This window comes from Lentisphaera marina (assembly GCF_028745505.1).
GTDB lineage: Bacteria > Verrucomicrobiota > Lentisphaeria > Lentisphaerales > Lentisphaeraceae > Lentisphaera > Lentisphaera marina.
Genome location: NZ_JAQZZL010000001.1, coordinates 2587729 through 2603661, shown reverse-complemented (window position 1 = coordinate 2603661; position 15933 = coordinate 2587729). Strand labels below are relative to the sequence as shown.

Annotated in this window: 15 protein-coding genes and 2 pseudogenes; 6 read left to right on the top strand and 11 right to left on the bottom strand. The window is 37.9% G+C overall.

Annotation, left to right across the window (positions count from 1 at the left end):
- Positions 1-205 precede the first annotated feature (205 nt).
- From PQO01_RS10445 to PQO01_RS10430, 4 genes are all read left to right on the top strand, one after another.
- Positions 206-1696 (top strand): sulfatase-like hydrolase/transferase, encoded by a 1491-nt coding sequence (locus PQO01_RS10445; RefSeq protein ID WP_274313952.1) that lies wholly within the window; start codon positions 206-208, stop codon positions 1694-1696.
- Between the two features lie 65 nt (positions 1697-1761).
- Complete coding sequence (locus PQO01_RS10440; RefSeq protein WP_274313951.1) at positions 1762-2397, top strand: prepilin-type N-terminal cleavage/methylation domain-containing protein; 636 nt, start codon at positions 1762-1764, stop codon at positions 2395-2397.
- A gap of 94 nt (positions 2398-2491) precedes the next feature.
- A complete protein-coding gene (locus PQO01_RS10435; RefSeq protein WP_274313950.1) occupies positions 2492-3127 on the top strand; it encodes a prepilin-type N-terminal cleavage/methylation domain-containing protein in 636 nt (211 codons plus the stop codon).
- Positions 3128-3415: 288 nt separating this feature from the next.
- Positions 3416-5461 carry a serine/threonine protein kinase gene (locus PQO01_RS10430; RefSeq protein ID WP_274313949.1) on the top strand — a complete coding sequence of 682 codons (2046 nt, stop codon included), beginning with the start codon at positions 3416-3418 and terminating at the stop codon, positions 5459-5461.
- Positions 5462-5483: 22 nt separating this feature from the next.
- Here PQO01_RS10430 and PQO01_RS10425 read toward each other — a convergent pair whose 3' ends face one another.
- Complete coding sequence (locus PQO01_RS10425; protein ID WP_274313948.1) at positions 5484-5906, bottom strand: hypothetical protein; 423 nt, start codon at positions 5904-5906, stop codon at positions 5484-5486.
- 283 nt (positions 5907-6189) lie between these two features.
- Here PQO01_RS10425 and PQO01_RS10420 point away from each other — a divergent pair.
- A pseudogene (locus tag PQO01_RS10420) lies at positions 6190-6363 on the top strand (IS1380 family transposase); the annotation flags it as partial.
- 32 nt (positions 6364-6395) lie between these two features.
- Here PQO01_RS10420 and PQO01_RS10415 read toward each other — a convergent pair.
- Together PQO01_RS10415 and PQO01_RS10410 are read right to left on the bottom strand one after the other, a co-directional pair.
- Positions 6396-7304: an IS3 family transposase gene (locus PQO01_RS10415; RefSeq protein WP_274314052.1), complete on the bottom strand. Its 909-nt coding sequence runs from the start codon at positions 7302-7304 to the stop codon at positions 6396-6398.
- Between the two features lie 47 nt (positions 7305-7351).
- Entirely contained in the window at positions 7352-7660 is a 309-nt protein-coding gene (locus PQO01_RS10410) for a transposase (RefSeq protein WP_274312221.1), read from the bottom strand.
- Positions 7661-7749: 89 nt separating this feature from the next.
- On the opposite strand from PQO01_RS10410, the pseudogene PQO01_RS10405 reads away from it, so the two are divergent.
- Positions 7750-8934, top strand: a pseudogene (locus PQO01_RS10405) (IS1380 family transposase); the annotation flags it as partial.
- A 454-nt stretch (positions 8935-9388) separates the two neighbouring features.
- Here the strand turns inward: PQO01_RS10405 and PQO01_RS10400 are convergent.
- The 8 genes from PQO01_RS10400 to PQO01_RS10365 form a co-directional block, all read right to left on the bottom strand.
- Positions 9389-9709: a hypothetical protein gene (locus PQO01_RS10400; protein WP_274312902.1), complete on the bottom strand. Its 321-nt coding sequence runs from the start codon at positions 9707-9709 to the stop codon at positions 9389-9391.
- Positions 9710-9872: 163 nt separating this feature from the next.
- The gene (locus tag PQO01_RS10395) at positions 9873-10082 is read right to left on the bottom strand and encodes a hypothetical protein (protein WP_274313947.1); all 210 of its coding nucleotides are present in this window, start codon (positions 10080-10082) and stop codon (positions 9873-9875) included.
- A 40-nt stretch (positions 10083-10122) separates the two neighbouring features.
- Entirely contained in the window at positions 10123-10512 is a 390-nt protein-coding gene (locus tag PQO01_RS10390; protein WP_274313946.1) for a hypothetical protein, read from the bottom strand.
- 416 nt (positions 10513-10928) lie between these two features.
- Positions 10929-11267, bottom strand: a complete 339-nt coding sequence (locus PQO01_RS10385; RefSeq protein WP_274313945.1) for a ribonuclease E inhibitor RraB — start codon at positions 11265-11267, stop codon at positions 10929-10931.
- Positions 11268-11346: 79 nt separating this feature from the next.
- Positions 11347-11712 carry a hypothetical protein gene (locus PQO01_RS10380; RefSeq protein WP_274313944.1) on the bottom strand — a complete coding sequence of 122 codons (366 nt, stop codon included), beginning with the start codon at positions 11710-11712 and terminating at the stop codon, positions 11347-11349.
- 1341 nt (positions 11713-13053) lie between these two features.
- On the bottom strand, positions 13054-13497 hold the full coding sequence (locus PQO01_RS10375; RefSeq protein WP_274313943.1) for a hypothetical protein: 444 nt from the start codon (positions 13495-13497) through the stop codon (positions 13054-13056).
- A 33-nt stretch (positions 13498-13530) separates the two neighbouring features.
- Positions 13531-13758 carry a hypothetical protein gene (locus tag PQO01_RS10370; RefSeq protein ID WP_274313942.1) on the bottom strand — a complete coding sequence of 76 codons (228 nt, stop codon included), beginning with the start codon at positions 13756-13758 and terminating at the stop codon, positions 13531-13533.
- A gap of 83 nt (positions 13759-13841) precedes the next feature.
- The gene (locus PQO01_RS10365) at positions 13842-15929 is read right to left on the bottom strand and encodes an FAD-dependent oxidoreductase (protein ID WP_274313941.1); all 2088 of its coding nucleotides are present in this window, start codon (positions 15927-15929) and stop codon (positions 13842-13844) included.
- Positions 15930-15933 lie beyond the last annotated feature (4 nt).

Below are 15933 nucleotides of genomic sequence, written 5' to 3'. Positions count from 1 at the left end.
TTAACATATAGACGAAGTGTAAAACTCTAATTGGACACTCTGTTTAAGTTTGTCTTAAAATACTAAAGGTACTTTTTCTTTATTGTCTTTTTTATGCTTAGGTATCAGGGGTACTTAACTTTCTTCAAAAAAAACAAGAACTTGTCTAAAACTCAATTAAACCCACGTCTCTTGTTCATAATTATAATAAAATTTAGGATAAATCATGAAGTTATTAAGTACTCTTTTTCTTCTTTCTTTTACCATACTATCAGGACAAAATCCCAATATTGTGGTGATTTTAGCTGATGATGCGGGTTTTGAAGAATACGGGATATACGGAGTTCAAAAACATGTTTCCAATACGCCTAATATTGACCGATTAGGTGAAGACGGAGTCACTTTTAAAACTTGTTGGGCACAGTCTATATGCGGTCCATCTCGAGCTCTTTTCTATAGTGGCAACTATGCTGTTAATAATGGTCGTTATGATAATAAGCTAAATTATCTACCTGGCAAAAAAAATCTAACAGATAATAAACTTCCTCAATTTACCAAAATCCTGAGTAACTCAGGTTACCAAGTAGGTTTTGCCGGTAAATGGCACAATTCTCTAGGTGGTCAACTTGGATTAGATAATGATAAGCTTGGTATCGATGAATATGTTTACTATGGCAGCGCCAAGACACTGAGCAAAATTTGTGGTGAAAAATTAGTTCCTGATGAGAATTGGGAAATTGCCGCCATAAGCAAAGAACAGATTACTTCACGCTTCTGGAAACCGCATCTGGTGAAGAATGGCAAGATGATGCGGACCACTATGAATGACTATGGCCCAAATATCTTTACTGAATTTATTTGTGACTTTATGGAAGATAAAGTTAAAAAAGACGAGCCATTTCTAGCTATTTACTCAATGGTTTTAGCTCATACCGCTCATTGTGTAACACCTTATGAAGTTGCGAAGGGAGCAAAGCCCTCAAATTTCCACTATCGCAAAGGTGATAAGATGGGGCATAAAATCTTTAAAAGCCAAGTTCGTTATATGGATGAATTGACGGGTAAAGTTGTTGATAAAGTTAAATCTTTGGGAGTCGCAGATAACACAATCTTTATCGTCAGCTCAGATAATGGTACAACATCATCGTCTAAGAGTAGGGGGGTAGAGTACGGCGTACATGTACCTATGATTATTTCGGGTGCAGGTATTAAAAAGCGTGGCATGGTTTCACAACTTACAGATTTTAGTGACGTATTATCCACAATTGTCGATTTTGCGGGGGCCGCAATTCCAGAAGATAAGAGTGTTGACGGAATAAGTTTGAAAGATTTTCTCACGGGAAAATCCGAAAAGACTAAAGATGTCATTTACGCCTTCCCAGGTATCTCAACTTTGGTGAGGACGGAGGACTACTTATTGGAGGCCGTGTGTCCTTTATATAATCAAGCGAACGGGCGTTTTTATAAAACTAATGGCTCATTTGATGGGCGAGCTTACGAGAATGTGACCCACAATCCTGAGCATGCCGAGATGAGAAAGAAGTTTGATAAATATATGGGTCAATTTCCCAATCCCGTGCCTCAGGATTTTAATGATCCTGAGTGGAAAACTTACCCTGACCTTGATCGCGCTCACAAACACTTTAATTCAAAAGGACAAAAGAAAAATCATTTGAGCTTACCCACTGACTATCAGTTTTATGATCCGTCATTTTAAGGCTTTTTATCTAAGGTTTAAGCCATTTCCAACCGTATCTCTTAATTTTAATAAACGAGTATAAAATGAAGAAGTTTACACTTATAGAACTCCTAGTTGTTATTGCCATAATTGGTATTTTATCGTCCCTACTTTTACCAGCCTTAGGAAAAGCTAGAAAGAAGTCTCAGGCGACGGTGTGTATGAATAAACTCAAGCAAATTTCCATGGCGGCTTTCATCTATTCGGAAGAAGCAGATAACTTTGCTCCCCTTAATGAAGAGGGACACCCATGGGGTAAAAAACTTTCGATAGCCAACTACCTACCTGAACTCGAAACTAACAATAAGAACAATATATACTCGTGTCCGGAAGGCGCTGATTTAATTGATTACTGGGGGATGAATTATGCGATGAATTGGCGCTTAGGGTGGGATAATGGAACTTCTGAGCAAGTGGGGTTTCACGAAAATTTTACACTTACTAGTTCACACGCATCGCAAACTGCGTTTTTTATGGATGCTTATAATAATCAGGCTATTATGTGGAAAGGTGGGCTCAATGCTTTTGGTGTTTATAATGCCGGAAAAGGTTTGAATGTAGCTCGCCATCAAAATAAGGGCAATGTTGCGTATATCGATGGTCACGTTAGCTCCTTGAGTGGACAGGAGCTACTCTACATGGGCTCAGTCAATGATGCGCATGAATTTTGGCGGCCATAATGGAGCAAAAATTATTTTAAATGAATTATTTTGTCTAATGTTCTTTTTTTAGAGCGTCTTTGTTTGTATATTCCAAATAACACTGAGAGGCATTATGAAGAAGTTTACACTCATAGAAGTACTAGTAGTTGTAGCCATAATTGGCATTTTGGCATCTATGCTTTTACCGGCGCTAGGCAAAGCTAGGGAGCGATCACAAGCAGCCGTATGTCTTAACAAGCTTAAGCAAATATCTCTTGCAGCGCTGATGTATTCAGAAGATGAAGATAATTTTGCTCCCCTTAATGAAAATAGTGATCCATGGGCTAAAAAATTATCCTTAAATGATTTTTTGCCTAAGATTGATACAGATGAATCTAATAACATATACAAATGCCCCAAGGGAGCTGATATCAATGATTATTGGGCCATCAATTACGCCATGAACTGGCGACTCGGTTGGGATAATGGTGTGGCAGCTCAAGAGGATTGGCATGCGAATCTAAGTCTAGATTCTACTCATCCTTCGGCAACAGTTTTTTTTCTCGATGCTTACAATAATAATGCGATCATGTGGAAAGGTGGCTTAGACGAAGATGCAGTATACAATGTGGCAGAAGGCTTTCGTGTAGCTCGCCATCAAAACAAAGGCAATGTGGCTTTTATTGATGGGCATGTGGAAGCAATATCAGCTCAAGGCTTACTTTATATGGCGTCCAAAAACTATAGGGACGAAACCTGGGAACCTTGATAGAGTTTTTAATATCTAACTCATAAAACGAAGATTTAAATTTCGCCCGTGTACTTGAATAATACCCACTTCATTATCAAAAACCACAAGCTTTTTAGCTCTGCTTTGAATAAGTCAAAAATAAAATCATCACTAGCTTACAAATCTACCACTTCACCCTTTAACTGTATAAGAATCTATAGTTTTACTTAGCTCGTTTTCTTTGTAGAAAGTTTAAATCTATGTTTTGCCATTGTATTATAGTTGATGCATTAACTAGAATATCAAAAGATAAGCTCGTAGGGATTCATGGACCTTTCACATAAATTAAAAAGTCTAGATGAACTTGAGGATGAGTTTAGTGATCAACTGGATTTACAAAACCTCTATAACTTCTCTGAACTCAATGATGAAGAACTCTCTGAAATTACGCCTTTATTAAATTCCATAAAAGCGAAACGGCAACGCTATGGTGAAGTTCTTGCGACAAAGAGTGGAGGTGAAAAAAGAATAGAGAAAGTATACGATTACTTAACAGGGCGAGAGGTCGCCATGGCGACCCCACTAAAAAGTAAAACAGAAATTGATTATGAAGATTTTTTGCGGGAAGCGCGAATTACATCTCGTCTTCAGCATCCCAACATCATGTCAATTCACGATATTGGAATTGACGATTTAGGTCAACCTTTCTTTACGATGGACTACATAAGTGGTCATAATCTAGGAGAATTTATTAGGGTTTCAGAAACTGAATTTGAGCACAATTTGAATGATCTGCTAAATATTTTCAACAAAGTTTGTGACGCCATTGCCTACGCCCATTCCCGCGACGTAATTCACCTAGATTTAAAACCAGAAAATATCAATGTCGGTCGTTTTGGTGAAGTCATATTGTATGATTGGGGCCTTGCAAAAGTTTTAAGCAAGCCAGAGAAGCTTAGTGATTGTGATGAAGAAATAGAAGACCTAGACATTTTAAATGATGTGACTTTATCTGGACATATTAAAGGAACCCCAGGTTTTTTGGCCCCAGAACAAATAGGTAATGACAGCGAAAAAAATCAGCTGAGCGATATTTATGCCCTCGGTGCTATCCTCTATTACATACTGACGCAAAAGCCTCCAGTTTTAGCTCAAAACTTAGAAGAATTAATTGCTAAAACAAAGCAAGGAGTCATCCTCAGTCCTGAAGCACTCGCACCAGATAAATTGATTCCCGCAAGTTTGAGTGCCGTATGCTTAAAGGCCTTGTCTTTAAGACCAGAAGATCGTTATCAATCAGTGGAAGAACTTCAGGATGAAATAGAAAAATATCTCCATGGCTATGCCACAGAGGCGCAACACGCTTCAACTTGGACACAAATTCAGCTTCTAATAAAACGCCATCAAACGACTGTCGTTTTAGTCATAGTTTTTTTCTCCTTGATGACTCTTTTTGCTATATATTCATTCACGAGAATTAGCAAGGAGAAAAACCAGGCAATTACGGCTCAACATCAAGCAGAAGAGAATTTCCGTTTATATAAAACCGAAAATGAATTAAAGCAGAAACTCGACCGCGACTTGCGTTCCCTTGTTCATCAATCCTCGCTTGGAGGACATTACGAAACCACACGAATAATGATAGAATCCTTAGATAAGGCTTTAGCTGATCCAAATACTAAGCTAGATAAGAATGACTTATTGAGTTTTAAGGGAGATTTACATTTTACATTGCAGGAATTTAAACAAGCGGCGGCGGCCTATAGTGATCTAGATAAAGAACTATATGAAATTGCCTTAGCTTATGGGGAAATAAAGCCAGATGACAAGGCTTTACTCAGCAATAGGCAACTAGGAGATTTGATGGAGAGTTTTACGAGTACCCAGTATAAGCATGTGGCGTATCAGACTTTTTATTATCACGTACTACAAAGTAAAGATAAATCCCCACAATCATATATTAAAGCCGTAAAAAACATTCTCGATTTACTCAATAATGTCGCTCACTGGACTTATGAAGGTTTTAGTCTAGATCCCAAAAACCCAAGTCATCTAAGTTTAAGGGGAGCACCGTATCAGATTTTTATTCTTCCGATCTCAACAGAAAAGCCATTTAATGTCTTAAGTCCCCTAGAAATCGGTTCATTAGATTTACGAAATAGTAGGACAGATGATCTTGAAAGACTCTTAGGTTTGAAGCTCCACACAATTGACGTTCGCTGGACAAAAATTAGGTTTGAAAAAATTCGACTTCTAATGAAAAAAATAGGCCTTCAAAAAATCATTATTACTCCAGGTCAATTTGAAGAGGCCAAAATCAAACAACTACGAAAATCAATTGAATTTGAAGAGCGTTTGAGCCCAGTAAATTAAGTCTTACTGGGCAAATGGAATATTAAATGTTGCTAGACTCTTGTTTAGCTTCCCAAGTACGCTTTCCCTGTTCTTTTAGTTTGGGGTCGAGAAGGTGAAGGATTTCAGAGATCTCTTCATAAGCTTTTTTTCGCGCCTCATAAACACTTTTGAAGTCACTGCTTTTTGCCGTGATTTCATCCATCTTTTCAACTAATATAGTCCAGCGTTGATCCGCTTCAGCATTAGCAATTTCAGGACTTATGCTAATAGCTAATTGCATCATTTCTTGACTGAGTTCTTTTATTTTTGTTCTGAGTTGAGTTAACTCTGGGTTTTGTTTACGATGCTTTTCCAGAGATGCTTTTTTCATCTTTTGATATTTCGCTTGTTCTTGTTTTAGGTCGCCTGCAAGCAAGCTAGAAACGAAACATAATGTGAGTAAGAGAAAACTTTTTTTGTACATGTTATTACCTATAATTATTTATATTTCTCTGCCATAAGGCAGTTAAATTATAGGACTCAGCGATGTATTGATTTTAGACAGCACGCAAAAAAAATGTGATGTCTAAAATAATATTTATGGGGAGTCCTTTCTGTAAATATCTTAAAATTGAGAGAGACCTATGCTTCGCTTATTTACTACCTGAATCCGTGAGCTGATCTTAAAAAACAGCTTAAAAACAAGAAAACCTGTTGGTTTATAGTAATTTAAGTTACGACACCAAAATCACCCAACAGGTTTTCTCATGAATAAAGCATTTAAACTCGACACAGGCAATGATTCCCTTCATAGTATTGGCGGAATATTTTTAGGTGGCCAAGTCCTTCAACAAAGTGAAATTGACGATGAGTTCAATACAGATCACAAGGCCAATCATATCTTTTGTGCTGCTTCAGCGGAAATTAGACAGTTAGGCATTTTTTCTTAGCTGAGATTTGTTACATTACTGGCTTATGAAGCTTCTGCAAAGAACTCTAACCTACGAATTTTTGCCTCAGCGAGTTTTCTTTTTCTTTCTTGAATAATACTCACATCTTTACCAATAAGTTTATCGCTTGGAGTAATGAAGCCAATAGAACTATGAAGACGGGTGTTGTTATAGTACTCCACGTACTGCGTGACAACTCTTCTCGCATCCTCTACACTCAAGGGAACTTTTGGCCGGATTGAGCCCTCTTTCAAAGTGTAATGAAAACGTTCTAACTTTCCATTGCTCTGTGGATAATATGGAGAAGTTCTAACATGAGTGAGACCATGGATGGCAATGAATTTTTTGAATTCCTGCCCTGTATACTGAGAACCATTATCAGTAATAATCCTAGGTCTTGCTTCTGGAAACTTCTCCAAAGATCTTTTAACCACTATTTCGGCATCCTGCTCATCCATTGATTCTCGAATTTCCCAATGAAGTAAACAACGACTATAACCATCTAAGACGCCTATAAAGAAGTAAAACCTTTTATTGATCTTCACGTAAGATATATCAGTATGCCAGTGTTCATGAGCTTGTAGTGGTTGCTCAAATCCATTTCCTTTACTGGATTTCTTTGTGGTTTTAGTACGCATAAGCCCTACATCTGATAAAATACGATAAACAGAGGAGCAACTCATATACGCAATATCTTCATCAATCATCATATACGTCACAGCTCGGTAGCCTTCTTGATGATGAGACTGGTAATACTCAATGACAGTTCGTTTTTCATCTTCAGTAATCCAAAAATCCTTGGGTTGTTTACCATTATGTTGATTATCCTTGCCTTCTCGTATTTTCCATTGATAAAATTTACTAGGATGAAGGGCTAAGGTTTTGAGCATACTACGAAGACTGATTTGCGTACGCTCATGCCAACTATACAGGTATTGAACGACCTGATCTCGGATGTTTTTACTAACCCAGTTTCCATTTAGATCAGGCCACGTTTCTTTTTTAAGCTTATATTCTCCGCCACGAGTTCAGCGATAACATCATTTTTCTGTGAAGTAGTCGCTTGGAGTAGTGTATTTTCTTTTTCTACCTTCTTTAAATTACTATCGTTATCCTTGGTGAAGGCTCGAGAACCATTTTCAAAGAACTCTTTTTGCCAACGATAAAATAGCGTCGTTGTAATATTGAGTTCATCACAAATATCAGATACAGGAGTTCGCTCAAGTAGGTGTTTACGAATGGCGACAACTTTCTGGTCGGCACTAAAATAACGGCGTTTTTTAGACATAATTCATTTCCTTTTCGGAGGGTTACAATTTTAAAGTAACTCAACTAAGAAAAAAAGTGATGTGTCCTATTTCAACTGAAGCGTAACACTTTCAAGATCTAGATATTTTCAAATCACAGGTGGGGTTACTGATTCAGGGGCGTGAACGCTTCACAGATATTAGTCAGTTTCGTGAAAACGAAGTCTTTATGAAATCACTTGGATTAAACAAAGTTCCATCCGAGGAACGTTTGCGTCAACGACTAGAAATCATGTCTTCTGAGCATGAAGTGCATTTAAAATCAGCGAATACAAACCTGCTCAAAAAACAGTGTATAGGTAATATATCAAAAGGGGGGATGAATTTTATTCCACTCGATATGGATGTATCACCCATGGATAACTCCGGTAGCCATAAAGAAAATGTGAGTTGGACATATAAAAATCATGACGGATTTTCTCCCATGTTTGCCTACCTTGGAACTGAGGGCTTTATGCTAAATAATGAGCTGCGTCCAGGTTCACAGCATGCACAAAAAGGGATGCCAGAGTTCTTAGATGACAGCTTTACTATGATCAAAAAATTAAAGCTTAAGCACCCCGTACTACTTCGTTTAGATTCCGCTCACGATGCTGAGGTTAATTTCGGACACCTTCCTGATGATCAATATTTTCTGATTAAACGGAACCTTAGAAAGGAATCTAAAGAACAGTGGCTATCCAACGCACGGCGTTTAGGGCGACAGCTTAAATCTCGAGATGGTAAGAGTGTCTTTGTCGGTGAACTCCATCACAAACATCCTGGAAACAATGAAGAACATAAAGTGGTTCCTGTTATTTTTAAAGTTACGGAACGACTCGAAGATCAAGATGGCAATCGACTTTTGATGCCAGAAATCGAAGTGGAGACCTATTGGACGAATTTACCTTTAGAAGCCGAGGATGTGATCGAACTTTATCACGATCATGGAACCAGTGAGCAGTTCCATAGCGAATTGAAGAGCGATATGAATGTAGAGCGTTTACCCTCAGGGAAATTTAAAGCGAATCAATTCTTTTTGCACTGCGCTATGCTCGCTTTTAATGTGCTCAGAGTCATTGGTAATCACCTTATCCATAATAAATCTTTGGCTCCAATTAAAATCAAAGCCCAACGACGCCGCCTACGGTGCGTGATACGTGACTTGATTTTAACCGCTTGTAAACACGTAAAGCACGCAGGAGATGAAACTCTCAAGTTTGGTCGACATAGCCCTTGGTTTAAGCTGTATCAAAAAATATCATTTAGCCTTTAATCCACTAATAAGAAGTTTATTGCAAAGCTCTTTTATTGAGTTTTGTGCTTTACTCTGTCCAAGTTGGGTGAATTGCCTTAGAAATTGCTATATTTACTATCCTTAGACACCTGATCACGAGCGATAGGCTTAAGAAATAAGGACATCTCACAATCTGGGATAAAAACGATCTAAGAATTACTCGACCAAACCATTATCTCATGAATCTCAAAACCTGATCACGGATTCAGGACAATAAAAGAATTAGGTTTCTTAGTATTATTTGGTTCAATTTTTAAATTACTCTTCTGTATTTCTTCCTCTTTGTAATCAGGATTGTTTTTGAGAAATCTTTGTTTCTGATTTTCTTCAATGTTGTAATGACTGAAAAATAATGATTCCCAAATGAGTGTGATAATTTTTAAGATACCTTTCATATATTTAATCTAACGTCTAAGCTGAGGGAGATTGAGCCTTAGCGAAAATCTTCCTTCCGGCTTTTGGTTCTATGTTTTTTTTTGATAAAAAAGTTTTTTATTATTCTGTAGATTCCAAGAAGTATAAATGGTGCTCCAAGTATAATACCTAATTCAAATGCTCCTGCTGCTAGGATCATTGACATAAAGAAAATTATAAATGCTCCAGCTACTATGAAACTAAATCCTGAAGTTGTGACTGGAACCTGACATTCTTTACATTTACAAATTTGTGAAAATCTAATTTTCTCAATTTCACAATCTTTGGATTCTAATCCTTTACCGCATTTCGGACAAAAATATGTATTAAAGATGATCATTTATTATTACCATAGAACGATCTAAATGAGCTGTATTTTCTATTTAAAATTTGATTCAAAACGAAAATATCAGTTCGATTTTTTGGTTAGGGTTTATTGATCTTCGGTGGTTACTGTATTTAGGTGCTATAGTTTTATCTTCTTTAATTTTTGTAAATGCATATTATCCAAAATAATAAAAGATATCCTTTATAATGCCTGCATCGGATGTCTCAAATTCTATATCCATAGAATTAAGATCACTAAAGATACCTCTTACAGGAGGCGCATCTGCTGTATTTGCGCATAATAGCAGTTCACCTTTTTTTATAGGATCATCAACATATTTATTTATGATGTATATGATATATTTTCGTACTTCAGATTCTTTCATATTATTTCACCCTAACGTCTAAGCTGAGGGAGATTGAGCCTTAGCGAAAATCTTCCTTCCGGCTTCTTGTTAGAGTTTTTTTTCTTTTTGAGTTTTGGATAATTAATCCTGTAATAATTCCTACAGGCATAAAAACAATTAGATTCCATAGAGGAATAAATATCAATGCTAATGGAGCAGTTGAGGAAGTTGGAGAAATAAATACTGAATAATATGCAATAGAATCAGTAATGATAGGAAGCAATGGCGCTAATGCTCCGATTACTTCTGATTTTTTATTTCTTAAAATGAGTAATGATGAAATATAGGGGATACTAGAAAATACTAATAAAAGAATGTTAAAACCAAACTTTGTTTCACTTTGAATAAAACATGTATTCATGTGCAATAATATGCCGATAATACTGATTGTTATTCCAAGTTTTTTCATTTTTTTTATTCTACTCTAACGACCTAAATCACCTGTTTTCGAGGTACGAGAATATCAGGTGCATTTTCTGGTTCTGTATTTTGTTATTTTTCATTTCTATAAGACTACATTCTATTTGCTGACTTCGCATTTACTCAGATTGTTTTGAGGAATGAATTGCGTTTGTTTTTGATGAATTGCTGACTTCGCATCTACTCAGAGTAAAACTGCGTTTTGTAGAATAGGTAGTTCACTTTAATGAGATTGATTTATGTTTCGTATTTTCTTGTAATGATCGATCAATTATTGAGTCTTTGGAGATGTATTTTGTAAGATTCGTTTTACTCAAAAAATATTTTTTATTATTCCTACAGAACGACCTAAATTACCTGAATTCGAGGAACGAGAATTTCAGGTGCATTTTTTGGTTCGATGTTTTATTTTTGTATTTCGCTTCCCCAACCGTCATATTCTAGATCAAATATTTTACCGACACAGGCAATTAAGCCAGATACAGAACATAAAATATTTTGGTTAATTGGCATTATTATTTTGGTTACTACTCGATATTGATCATCTATTTGTTCAATTGAGGAATCACCATAACGATTGTCATCAATAAAGTCTCTCGCTGTTTCAGCTTTTTCTAGTTCTGTTGTAGTTAAAATAAAGTCAACTGTTCTTGGTATATTAAAGTTATCTCCAAGTTCATCGTTTTTGATTAAGAGATTCGTGTCTTCTCTTGCTGTGTCTAATAGTAATTCTACGATACTCATTTTGTTATTTTAATTTTTGTTATCGAACGACATAAATTACCTGAATTCGAGGAACGAGAATTTCAGGTTCATTTTTTGGTTAGGGTTTGTTTAATTCTATTTCGATAATTGTTTTGTCTTCTATTTTAAATTCTAAATTTTGTTCAGATGTCCATATAATTTTTCCTTTATAGTACCAATTATATCTATCTGTTCCATGTTCGTGTTTTTCGTATTTAAGTAGCTTTCCAGATTTGTCTTTTATTTTTATTGTGGAATAATTTCTATCTCCTCCCCAAAAATGCTCTACATTGTGTTCGTGTATATGAGCTACTTTAGATTCGTTTGGTGAATGCTCATAGATTCCTGTCGCTACAAAAGAAAGAGTTGTGTAAAATCTGTATGTAATGACGGTCAGTATTGAGCATGTAATTAATATGAATATGATCTTCTTTCTTTTTGTCATTATATTTTACCCTAACGTCTAAACTGAGTTTGTACTTTCTATTTAAATTGTGACTCATAACGAAAGTATCAACTCCAGTTACTGGTTCTGTATTTTTCTATTTTCTTTTAATTTTTTCATTTCTATAGGACTATTGCTGACTTCGCATTTGTCTGAGTTTGTGATCCAAATCAGCTTCGTAATTCATGGTGATTTAAGAGGCTAAATACAGATTGATAATCGTATTTCGTTTTTCACTGCGTTTGCTCTAAAAATCTTTTTTTATTATTCCTACAGAACATGGTATTATACGATCTGAGTGGAGCTTGTGATCGGGTTGCCATTTATGGTTGAGTTGATTGTTTTTGTTGTTTTTATTTATGGTACAAATGATGTGTAGTTATTTAATTAGTTGTCTTATTTGTAAAATTCAAGGTGTATGATTGCGTCAAATGAATCGAATATTTGCGCCATTATCCCGGATTATCCTGAATGAGATTATAAATCATTTGTTTTGATGAAAAAGTGTTATATGCACTTGCTGACTTAGGATAACACTGTCGCTTATACAGAGAGAGTGGTGTTATATGTAATGATTTAGTTCGTATAACCCGCGCCCAAATTAGAAAAAAGAGCTGAATTAGACCTTGTGATAATATTGTCGTATAAATACAAAGGCGAAAATGTCATTTTTATACTAAAAGATAAAAGCTGTTTTTTAAGTGTCTTTTGGCTAGGCAGGCTCCGCATCAAAAGTGGGCAAAGCACTTTTGTAAAATAAAGGGGGACTGTGTTGTGTGAGTGACTCCTACCTCCAAGTAAATATCAATACTTTAATAGAGCAGGGCTTTGCGTACTCCGCAAAGCTTAGACGAGAAGGTCGCTATAAATTAAATTGAATTTGTAGCTTATTTTTATGAATAAGTCTTTAGTACGGCAACTTGGCATCCCCATGTGAGAATGTTTTGTTAGTAAGGAAGGTATAGTTTAAGAGCGGCTTGTGGCTAATACCGTAGGCAATAAGTAAGTTAAATTCATGTAGGTAGTCTAGGGACTCTGTCCCCTTCCCAGCGAGGCTTGCCAGCCATCGACGGACGGTAGGGTGAGAAGTGAATTTTAAATTCTTAATTTTAAATTTTGAATGATTAGGGACTGAGGGCCTAGAGTTTTTTTTACTCTGCGCCTTTGTGGCTCTGCGTGAGGTTTTGTTTAGGAAGCTTGGGTTACTTAGGAGCGGATTTCGGTTGCCACCGCGGATGGAGTGAATGGATGGATTGTAGAGATTATGAGATGAGGGGGCTCAGCCCCTCATACACCCCGCGAGGAATTGCCATTCCTCGACTAGGCGGTAGAAGGTGGAGTCTAGCTAAATAGTAGGTAGAAAGCGAGGCTTAGTGTATAGGCTCCGAGGCCAATGATGAGGCATAAAGAGGCGTGGTGATAGGTTTTGGTGCGGCGATCACGGCGGAGAATGAGTTCTTGTAGGGTTGCTTCCAGAGTGTCGGCACGGTATTGGCTGAGCCATTGTAGATTTAAGGGGCCAGAAACAAGTAAAAGTGCAGTGATGAGTGTGGAGCAAACGCCGATAAAAATAGAAACTTTGGCAGGGAGGCATGATTCGGCAATTTTAATGCCTGAGAAACCGGTGATAGTTAAGCAAATAGTGACGAGGCCAATGAGCATCTGCGAGCGTGTTTGGAGGACATTGAAGCTTTCGCGTAAGAGGGCGTAAGTTTTTTCTGCTTGGGGATCTGCATGGAGTTCTTTGAGGAATTCAATTTCACTTTTGGTATCGAGTTTTTTCATGAATTTTATTCCTTATTTAATTCTTCTAACTAATTACAAATTGCAGGATTGTTTTAAATCCGCAAGGTAACCCCCTAAAATTTCATCGCGAAGTTTTCTAGCTTCAATAACTGAATGGGTATGAAGTGAGCGACGAATGCGCTGTTTTGTGACCGGAGTGGGATAGATGGTGTACTGCATGAACCAAACGCCATTATTATTCCACATATGGTGGTTGAGGTTGGTTTTGTTGGTGCGGGTCATTTTTTTTATGGGGTTCAATGTCTTTATCCTATAAAAAGAATCTATGCCTGGCTCTGCTTTTTGACTAAGGAGTATGGCAGCGAGAGCCAGGTATAGAAAAATTAGTGTTTGAAACCCTTTTGGTAGATTTCCTCTGTGAGGTAGGGAGCCCAATTCTTCTCAAAGAAGATTTTTGAGGGGTCTTCCATTTCTCTTAGTGGATCAATACGAGTGACAAAATCATTTGTTTTGGGGTCGAGACCAATGACGATTTTTTCATTCTTGTGAGCTTCTTTCTCAGTGATGAAACGGTATTCATTTAGTTCACCTAAGCGCGTATCTGGCACGTCTGAGCCGTCTTTTGCACAGAGTGCGCGTGCACCGCGACTCCCACCACCATTTTTGATGTAGAGTGTTAAGCAATTGAGTACGGCTTCAGCAGAAAGGGCGGTTTGACGCCATTGGAAATAACTTGCTGCGTGACGTGATGTCTTGATACTTAGACCTTTTTCCAACTTGCGGTTAAGGGTTTGGGTATCGAGCAAGGCTTTGAGGACCTCATCGCGTTGACAGATAAAGCCAGCTTTATCGCTCATGCGATTTTGGATGATATCACGAACTTCATCACAAGTAGGTTGGTTTTCATTAGCTACAGCCTTGGAGAGTTCATTAAAAATACTCTCAATCGTGGCTTGATGTTCTTGCAAGCCTTCACTTGCAGGAGTTTCTGCACCTTGGCTAGCAATATGTTCAGCACAGCGAGTGCCAAAAACTTGTCCAGCATTAAGTGCGGCTCCACCTGGACGGGTGACGCCATGGGTTCCCGCAACTTCACCAATGGCATAACATGACTTAAGTGAACTTTGTGACCAAATATCCACATCAACGCCGCCATTCATATGCTGATTCGAGACATTAAAGGGCAGGGGATCTTTGCTGATGTCATGGCCATGCATTTTGTAGAGTTCAATCGCTAAAGGATTCATTTGGCGCAGGCGATCAATAGGAAGTTCTTGTAGAGCTTCATTATTAACTAAGTAATCGCGGACGTCATCGTCGAGTCTTTCTAAGCTGAATTCTTGATCATTGACGACGGCCTCGGGATTTCTATTGAAATCCATCAAGATTGTCCGACCTTTCTGACTCTCGATGAAAATGGCTAAATCGACTAAACTTGAACCATAATCTAGCATACGAGTGGCGTGGAAGGGCCATTGATAACCTTTGCGGAAAACATTGGAAACGAGTTCTTGAGTGCTGCGGTAGTATTCCGCGAGGAAGTTGTACTCCTTGCCATCTTTATCCAAAGAATAGATGTAAGGCAAAACTTGAACGTAGGTACCAGATAAATTCCATGGGAACTCAGTTCGACGTGTACCGATGCCAAATTGGCTTTCAGTTAAGTTAGTAGCTTCAATACCTGCTTCTAAGGCCATACCTAAAGAGCCAAAACAATTTTTTGGGTAAACGCTATCGCGATACAATTCTCCGGGTCCGCCTGTTGCTAAAATGAGTTTATCGCAGAGGATGACAATGAGTCCAAATTCATTGCTTTCATCAGTGCGGTTAATAGCAATGAGACCAGAGGAAACTTCTTGGCCATCTCTTTGGCTTTTTAGAATTTGGACACCAGTAGTGCCTTTAAGGAAATCAACACCTAAACGAATGGCTTCTTCACAGAGGACTTTTACCATGAGACGCGAAGTGCGAGGTCCGCAACTGGTGGCGCGACCCACTTCATCATGGTCAGTCTGGTAGCGTAAAACAGCTCCAAAGCGGTCCTGGGGAAGTGGGAGTCCCATGTATTGTAAACTGGAGAAAGCTCGTAGTGAATCGACACCCTCGATGTAAGCGGTGTCTTTATCCATACCGCCGCCGGAGCTTATATCTTGTCCGAGTTTGACAAAATCATCGCCTCTATTGCTGGTGCCAGCGGTGTGGAGAGTTTGTTTATCTGAGCCAGAACATGCGGATGTACCGCCAAACATGGAACTACTCGCAACTGTTACATCAATATTTTTGCGTTTCAGTTCAACCGCGGCACGTAAGCCTGCGGCACCACTACCAAGTACTAGTGAACTTGTGGTGTAGATGGGAACTTGCATGCCAGCAATTTCAACAATTTCTTTATGTTGACGTTCACTCGCACCGCCAGGCATTTTGACTCTGGTGAGCGAGTCGAGGATGTGTTGTGGGATTGTTTGACTCATAATA

Excerpts from the sequence above, each read along its gene's own strand:
- PQO01_RS10445 (WP_274313952.1), top strand. The coding sequence starts at position 206 with ATGAAGTTATTAAGTACTCTTTTTCTTCTTTCTTTTACCATACTATCA.
- PQO01_RS10440 (WP_274313951.1), top strand. The coding sequence starts at position 1,762 with ATGAAGAAGTTTACACTTATAGAACTCCTAGTTGTTATTGCCATAATT.
- PQO01_RS10435 (WP_274313950.1), top strand. The coding sequence starts at position 2,492 with ATGAAGAAGTTTACACTCATAGAAGTACTAGTAGTTGTAGCCATAATT.
- PQO01_RS10430 (WP_274313949.1), top strand. The coding sequence starts at position 3,416 with ATGGACCTTTCACATAAATTAAAAAGTCTAGATGAACTTGAGGATGAG.
- PQO01_RS10425 (WP_274313948.1), bottom strand. The coding sequence starts at position 5,906 with ATGTACAAAAAAAGTTTTCTCTTACTCACATTATGTTTCGTTTCTAGC.
- PQO01_RS10410 (WP_274312221.1), bottom strand. The coding sequence starts at position 7,660 with ATGTCTAAAAAACGCCGTTATTTTAGTGCCGACCAGAAAGTTGTCGCC.
- PQO01_RS10400 (WP_274312902.1), bottom strand. The coding sequence starts at position 9,709 with ATGATCATCTTTAATACATATTTTTGTCCGAAATGCGGTAAAGGATTA.
- PQO01_RS10395 (WP_274313947.1), bottom strand. The coding sequence starts at position 10,082 with ATGAAAGAATCTGAAGTACGAAAATATATCATATACATCATAAATAAA.
- PQO01_RS10390 (WP_274313946.1), bottom strand. The coding sequence starts at position 10,512 with ATGAAAAAACTTGGAATAACAATCAGTATTATCGGCATATTATTGCAC.
- PQO01_RS10385 (WP_274313945.1), bottom strand. The coding sequence starts at position 11,267 with ATGAGTATCGTAGAATTACTATTAGACACAGCAAGAGAAGACACGAAT.
- PQO01_RS10380 (WP_274313944.1), bottom strand. The coding sequence starts at position 11,712 with ATGACAAAAAGAAAGAAGATCATATTCATATTAATTACATGCTCAATA.
- PQO01_RS10375 (WP_274313943.1), bottom strand. The coding sequence starts at position 13,497 with ATGAAAAAACTCGATACCAAAAGTGAAATTGAATTCCTCAAAGAACTC.
- PQO01_RS10365 (WP_274313941.1), bottom strand. The coding sequence starts at position 15,929 with ATGAGTCAAACAATCCCACAACACATCCTCGACTCGCTCACCAGAGTC.